The sequence below is a fragment of the Candidatus Methanoperedens sp. BLZ2 genome (assembly GCF_002487355.1).
Lineage (GTDB): Archaea > Halobacteriota > Methanosarcinia > Methanosarcinales > Methanoperedenaceae > Methanoperedens.
Genome location: NZ_NTMG01000072.1, coordinates 42,979 through 50,419 on the forward strand (window position 1 = coordinate 42,979; position 7,441 = coordinate 50,419).

At 33.7% G+C, this 7,441-nt stretch carries 6 protein-coding genes; 5 read left to right on the forward strand and 1 reads right to left on the reverse strand.

Going from position 1 to position 7,441, the window contains the following annotated elements; translation table 11 throughout:
• Nucleotides 1-325: 325 nt before the first annotated feature.
• The 5 genes from CL181_RS21385 (at nucleotide 326) to CL181_RS15520 (ending at nucleotide 6,876) form a co-directional block, all read left to right on the forward strand.
• Nucleotides 326-2,860 (forward strand): sensor histidine kinase, encoded by a 2,535-nt coding sequence (locus CL181_RS21385; protein WP_097300228.1) that lies wholly within the window; start codon nucleotides 326-328, stop codon nucleotides 2,858-2,860.
• Nucleotide 2,861: 1 nt separating this feature from the next.
• The gene (locus CL181_RS15505) at nucleotides 2,862-3,938 is read left to right on the forward strand and encodes a response regulator (RefSeq protein WP_097300229.1); all 1,077 of its coding nucleotides are present in this window, start codon (nucleotides 2,862-2,864) and stop codon (nucleotides 3,936-3,938) included.
• Nucleotides 3,939-3,953: 15 nt separating this feature from the next.
• Nucleotides 3,954-4,547 carry a hypothetical protein gene (locus CL181_RS15510; RefSeq protein WP_097300230.1) on the forward strand — a complete coding sequence of 198 codons (594 nt, stop codon included), beginning with the start codon at nucleotides 3,954-3,956 and terminating at the stop codon, nucleotides 4,545-4,547.
• Between the two features lie 25 nt (nucleotides 4,548-4,572).
• Entirely contained in the window at nucleotides 4,573-6,168 is a 1,596-nt protein-coding gene (locus CL181_RS15515; protein WP_097300231.1) for an Eco57I restriction-modification methylase domain-containing protein, read from the forward strand.
• 336 nt (nucleotides 6,169-6,504) lie between these two features.
• The gene (locus CL181_RS15520; protein WP_097300232.1) at nucleotides 6,505-6,876 is read left to right on the forward strand and encodes a VOC family protein; all 372 of its coding nucleotides are present in this window, start codon (nucleotides 6,505-6,507) and stop codon (nucleotides 6,874-6,876) included.
• Nucleotides 6,877-7,133: 257 nt separating this feature from the next.
• Here the strand turns inward: CL181_RS15520 and CL181_RS15525 are convergent.
• On the reverse strand, nucleotides 7,134-7,441 hold a 308-nt coding region (locus tag CL181_RS15525), incomplete at its 5' end, for a hypothetical protein (RefSeq protein ID WP_217993196.1).

The following is a 7,441-nucleotide window of genomic DNA, read 5'->3' on the forward strand; positions in this document are numbered from 1 at the left end:
GCATCAAGCTTATGCGCTCCTGCACGGCCAACATTAAAAACATGCCCGAAGTAACTGTTGCATCTTGATCCTGTTTATTCCCAAATAGTGCCGGTTTCAGATTGACATTATCCACGGAGTCCAGAAACTTAAGATTAAGTCAAAAGCACCATCTATAGAAGTTGGGCAAAAGCATTAATACATAATTGATAACCTTATGTATTATTCAGGGATACAATTTATGAAAATTCCCAAAGAGTACTAATAAATATTTAAAGGTAGATAATACTATAACTAATAATAAGGTTTAAAAATTTATGGAATTATTAATTGGTATGGATAAAAAATGACACAAGAAGATGATCTGTACTTCAATATAGACTCGCGGTTATTACTACAATTAGGCAAAAAACTAGTAACAAATAGGGCTGTGGCATTAGCCGAACTTGTTAAAAATTCATATGATGCTGATGCTACTCAAGTCCGAGTGAGTCTAAAGAATATCAAAAATACTGGCGGTACAATAATAGTTGAAGACAACGGTTCTGGAATGCTATTGCCAGCTTTTAGGAATACTTGGATGAGGATCGCCACAATCGATAAAGAAAAGAATCCAATCTCTCAAAAATATAAAAGACAAAAAGCCGGTGAAAAAGGTATTGGAAGATTTGCTTGCAGGAGAATATCCAAAAGACTAAGAATTAAATCTATTGCCATAACAGAAGATGGACATAAAGAAGAATTAAGCGCTTTTTTTGATTGGACTGCATTTTCACCCGGTTCTGATGTGGATAAGATACCTGTAAAATATACTACAAAACTTGTTGATGACAAAATCCGGACAGGTACTATCTTAATTTTAGAAGATACTAAGGATTCATGGGATGGTTGGGATATTAGACGCCTGAGAAATGAACTAACCGATTTAATCTCCCCGACAACATTTAAAGATGGACAAGAATTTGAAGAAGCAACTGGTAAATATGATCCAGGATTTAATATAGATTTTGAATGTCCTGAGTTCCCGACAAAAGAAGAAAGGCTTGAAGAAACATTCTTAAGGAGTGCTTGGGCTAAGCTTTCTGGAAATGTCGATGAGAATGGGATTGCAACTTATGAGATAAAAGTATTAAATAAGGTAATAAACTATATTACCAAGAATCATACACGGATTGAAGCATTTCAAAATTTGAGAAATGCACAATTAGAAATTTATTTCTTTGTTTATCTTTCTAATTTTTTTAAGGATTCAGATTGGGGATTACGTGACGCTGAAGAAATAGGTCAATCAAGAGGCGGCATTAAAGTATATTCTGATATGTTTAGAGTTTTTGGATACGGTGAAAAGGGCGACGATTGGCTAAAAGTTGATTATGATAGGGGTAGATCAATTGGTGGAGTTGATGAAGAGGTAAGTGATTATCTAGAAAAGAAAGATGATAGGCCAGGATTACGTCTTTTTAAGAATCATGCATTGTTTGGACATTTAAAGTTTGTAAAAAATAGTAATCCAATGCTGGAAATAACAGTGAATCGGGAAAGATTGGTTGACAATGTAGCTTTTGAAGAATTAAGAAAATTTGTTCGATTGGGAGTTGATTTTGCTACAGTTTTGTATTCTAATGAAGTTACCAAAAAGATGAAATTAGAAGACCAAAAAAAGGAAGTGGAAGAAGAGGCACGGAAAAAAGCTGAGCAAGAATTAAGGAAGAAAGCTGAGGCTGCAAGAATAATAGCAGAAGAACAGGCCAAAAAAGCTGAAGAAGAGAGAAAAAAAGCTGAAGAAAAGGCAAAAAAGGCAGATCTAGATCGAAAAAGGGCTGAAGAAGAACTAAAAAAAGCCGAAGAGGAACGAAGAAAATCAGAAATTGAACGACGAAAAGCTGAAGAAGAACAACGCAAAAAAGTGGATGAGCTTACCAAAAAACATCTCATAGAAGCTTTAAGAAAAGAAGAGGAATATATTAAAGTCGAAGGGGAAGCAAGAAAAAAAGAAAAGGAACGAAGAAGAGAAGAAGAAGAAATCAGGTCAAAGATTGATCGAGAGCGGAAAAAATCAGAAGAAATTCGATTGCAGGAAATTGAGAAATTAATAAAAACCGAAGATGAATTAAGGAATTTAAGAGATGAAGAATTCAAACGAAAAGAAGAAAAGTTAGAAAGAGAAACCGCGCAATTAAGGGTACTTGCCTCTACGGGAACTTTAGTTCTAATTCTAAATCATGAATTACGGGCTCTAGTAGATGCTATGGAAGAAATGAATAACAATTTTTTATCAATAATAAAAAAGATGCCAGAAGAGGAGCAGTTGAAATATAACGAAATTCAAGAACCTTTTAGTAATCGTATAGAAATGGTAAAGGAATTAGGTTCATTACTTGGGCTGACAGTTGGTGTAGAGGGCAGAGAAAAGAGAGAATGGATTATACTACCAATAGTAGAAAGTATTTTTCATCCTTTTAATTGGTATTTTAGTAAGTCTGGAGTGGATTATTACATAAATATGCCCAATAATCTGAGAACGCGCAAAATGTATCGGTCGGAATTAGTTTCTGTATTAATCAACCTTATGTCAAACTCTGCTAAAGCTGTTATAGGCATGAATGATAGACATATTGAAGTAAAAGGGTTTGAAGAAAACGACTATGTTCATATTTGGTTTCTTGATTCTGGAAGAGGTCTTGATAAAAGTCTTTGGGAGGAAGTTTTTGAACCTTTTATAAGTTATAGTGAACCTGACTTAAAATTTGGTGTAGGTACTGGTTTAGGTTTAAAAATTGTCCGTGATATAATTAACGCATGCGGAGGAAGCGTGCAATTTATAAATCCGCCAGAAGGTTGGAAAACTTGTGTGGAAGTAATGTTACCCAAGAGGGAATAGAATGAAAATAAAGACCATTTATATTGACGATGAAGATGAAGAGTTAAGAAAATACCAAAGAATATTTGAAAATGATGTAAGGGCTAAAAATCAATTTGAAATTATTGCGGCCAATTCCCAAAAGCAAATAGGAGATCTCATAAATGAAGTAAAAAACGAAAAACCTGAACTAATTTTAGTAGACCTTGATCTGACCATACCTAAAGAAGGTTTATTATTGGGAGTATCTGGAGCAGCTCTATCAACTGCGTTAAGAGAGGAATTTCCAGAGGTTCCCATAATACTTTTTACAAAAACTGACTTTCTTAAAATTCAAAAGGTAAATCCTAAAGTATTATCTAGTTTGGATGAAACTATTTACAAAAGTGATCTATTTAAAGGAGATGCAAATTTAGATTGCTTGGATAAATTAGCAAATGGTTACAAACAACTTCGTAATGAAAAATCAAAAACTTGGATAGAATTATTAGAGATAATTGAAGCGCCCAAAAACGATTATGATTCTCTAAAAGTCTCAGACCCACCAACAATTTCTGAAAATGTATGGTCTGTATTTGACGCAGCATATTGGATACGCAATACTTTAATAAAATATCCGGGTATCCTTTATGATCCGATTCATTCTGCAGCTTTCTTAGGTCTTTCAAGAGACGCATTTCTATCTGAATCTGTCCAAAAGTTATTCTCTGAAGCTAAATATTCGAAAATATTCGTGCCTATTGAAGGTCGGTGGTGGAAATCAAGGCTACAAGAAATTGCTGAATCAATTATGGATGAAAAAGAAAAAGATTTAATAATTCGAGAAGGGTTTCCATTAGCATGGGACAGAATTAATAAAACGAATATAGATAGATCAAAGTGCGTATTTTGTGGTAAGGAGCCTGCTGAGTGGGTATGTCACATTCTTAAAAAACCTGTAATGATTAAATGTTCATTACGTTATAAACCCGACTCTCGACCCTCGGTTATGGATGAAGCTAGAGTGTCATATAACGCAATAAGAACGTCTAATGAAGTAAATGATGAAAAATTTGATCCAATAGAATACGATATGTTACCAAATATTCGTAAAAAGTAAAGAGGGATTAAAAAATTGGACGATAAATACGCTATCCAACTGCAAAGATTCACTTTGGCATATATGAAGGAATATTTAGAGCCTGGCTCATATTCAACTCTATTGGATAAAGTAAGATCATTAAAGAACCACATACTAAAAGAGGATTGGACATTTGTAATCCCAAGAGACCATCCCTTAACTTTTATAAAAAATGATTCAAATCTGCAGATTGATATAACTTGTATGATTGTAGTACATGAAAATAGCATAAAAAAACATAATATAGAGCTCCGTGTATTATCTATAGAAGATAATCCGAAAGTAAAATTCAAATTTCATATCGATCAAAAAGATCCAAAATTAAAAGATCATCCATGGTATCATCTGCAAATGGAGGATTCACCACGTTTTCCTTTTCCACCAATGGACATAATTTTACTTTGCGAATTTGTACTTGTCAATTTTTTCCATAAAAAATCAGAAGATTTGAGACGAGATGGTGGATGGAGAAACATTGTAATCAATAGCCAACATCTATTTCAAAAAGAATATTATCATATGTGCAATAACTGCATTGACAACAATTCTGATGCTACATTGATGGAACATTTATTTAATTATCCGTGAGGGTGAAATTTTGATTATACAAAATATGAAATTTCTACCTGAAAAAACTGCAAATCAAACACTTGTAGATTATACTGAATGCCTTACGGATTGGTATGTCGACAAAATACCTATTGATTACAGAAAAAAGAGGGGACAATATTTCACCCCCAATAAAATAAGTGAATTAATGGTGAGTCTGTTTGAAAATATTGGAAAAATAAAAAAAATAAGAATTCTTGATCCGGGCGCTGGAATTGGAATTTTTGAAAGTACTTTTTGTGATTATTTAAAATCAGTTAAGAAGAAAGTGAAGATATCATTCGACCTATACGAAAATGATACAAATATAATACCTCTTCTTGAACAAAATATGCAAACCTGTAAGGATTATATGGCTGCAAAAGGATTTGAGATTGATTATAAAATATTTACAGATGATTTTATTTTATCAAATACGCAAATTTTTAATAATATAGAAAAATTCGATTGCAATAAAAATGGATATGATTTAATTATATTAAATCCACCTTATTATAAACTTAATAAAGAATCTCCGCAAGTAATTGGAATGAAAAATATTGTGAGTGGACAACCTAACATCTATACACTTTTTATGGCAATATCGGCAAAATTATTGAAAAATGGTGGACAAATGACAGCATTAACTCCAAGGAGTTACTGTTCCGGATCATATTTTAAAGCTTTTAGAGAATGGTTTTTCAAAACAGTCAAACCACAAAAGATACATCTGTTTGATTCTCGAAAAGAAATTTTTAAAAAATACAGTGTGCTTCAAGAAAATGTAATTTTAAATGCAATAAAAACATCAAAAACACCAGAAAATATCCAAATTAGCGTAAGTAAAGGAATACCCACTGATGAAGAAACGTTAATGATAAGAAATATAAGTTATGATAAAATTATTATTGAAAATAATAATGATATTGTAATGCGAATACCAACTTCTGAAATAGATGAATTAATAGCAGTTTATATTGATAAATTTGAGGATAATTTAGAGAGTTTAGGATTCAAGGTATCAACTGGTCCTGTTGTTCCTTTTAGAGCAAAGAACTTTCTTTTAAAAAAGATAAATGAACGCAATGATTTTATTCCTTTAGTTTGGATGCATAATCTTGTCGATGGAATGATAAAATGGCCTCTTGAAAACAAAGGGATCCCTATTGGATTAAAAATGACAAAAGAATCATTCAAGATATTAATACCCAATAAAAATTACGTATTAATTAAACGGTTTAGCGCCAAAGAAGGAAAACAACGAATTAACGTAGGGATTTATTTGAAAAAATGTTCAAATTCAGATTATATTGGTATTGAAAACCATGTAAATTATATATATAAAAAAGGTGGCGAATTGACTATAGACGAAGCTTATGGCATTGCAACCTTATTAAATTCAAAGTTATATAACCAGTATTTCCAAATTACAAATGGAAGCACTCAGGTTAATGTTTCTGAAATAAGAAATTTTCCTTTTCCCTCCTTAGAAATAGTAAAAGAGATTGGGACTTTAATACGAAATTTAAAATTGAGTGATGTTAAAAAAGAAAGCATTATAATTAACACCCTAAAAATTGAAGAAAAAATATCAAGCGAATTACTAAAAAATGATAATTAGAATTTAAGACTGCTTATTCGTAACAATTATTCTTTATAGGCGCCGATTTCTTGCATTACAGGAATATTATTTAGGCTTCATCTCGCCTTTCGAGAGCATGATAACAAGCGTGGATGCAATCACTAAATCCTGGACTTAATGTACGAAACCTACAGCAATCGGTTTTGTATGATTCTTATCTTGTGTATGGATTTATTTCTCAACAACATCTATTCCCGACCAATCCATGGAAACAGCTTAGCGCCCAAATTTGTTCGCCCCAGGATTTTTCTTGAGCCATCCCCCATCCAAACCTATATCCCTCCCGACCACCCAATATCAACCAAGGTGAGTGTAATGCCAGCAATAGTCCATTTTGACCTGCCGGCGGATGATCCTGAACGCGCCAAAAAATTCTACGAAAAGTTGTTTGATTGGAAATTTGAAAAAGTACCGATGCCGACGCCGTATTATCTCATAGAGACCTCAGACCTGGAAGGAAATCCCGGAGTCAGGGGCGGGATGGGAAAAAGAGGGCTGCCCGGACAGCAGGTGTCGAATTATATCGGTGTCCCTTCGGTAGATGATTACCTGGCAAAAGTAAAGAATCTGGGCGGCAATATCATCATGCAAAAAACAGCAGTGTCGGGCTGGGGGTATCTTGCGATATGCGTTGATACCGAGAACAATACATTCGGGCTGTGGGAAGAAGACAGGAATGCGAAGTAACATTCCATGAAAGCATCAGGATCAAGAAAGCCCTATCGGGCAATTTAGAGTATAATCCGCTACTGTTTTTTTCTGTTCCTCTTTCCGAGCCCATCCAATAAATGGACAGGATAACAGGATTGACGGGATGAATTGCCAGAAATCTATCATGTCAATCCTGTTAATCCTGTCTATTAGCTGGTCATAGCCTTTAAAAATAGCGTGCAACTCAGAAAGTTGGAATTAATGGATGGGCTCGGTAGACAAGAGCCCATCCATTAATTAATTCCTCCCATTCCATCATTGTTTTGCACCTTTACGAACAGATAGCACCAGGCTTTGTTATTGAAATAAGCCGTGATGTTATGGTCACAAGCGATAAGGATAGACCCTTTTAATTTATTTTCTTCCTTCTTATAATAGCATTTACTTCTTCTGACTTCAATATTTCCAAACGGTCTTTCTCCAAGTTTTCTCTTTCTATATTTCTTCTTGTCAAAACGTATACGTGCTATTTTTCTTATGGACTTCCTGGCTTCTCCTTCCCTCTGCTTGACCTGTAAATCCATATGTACAGCCTTTGCAT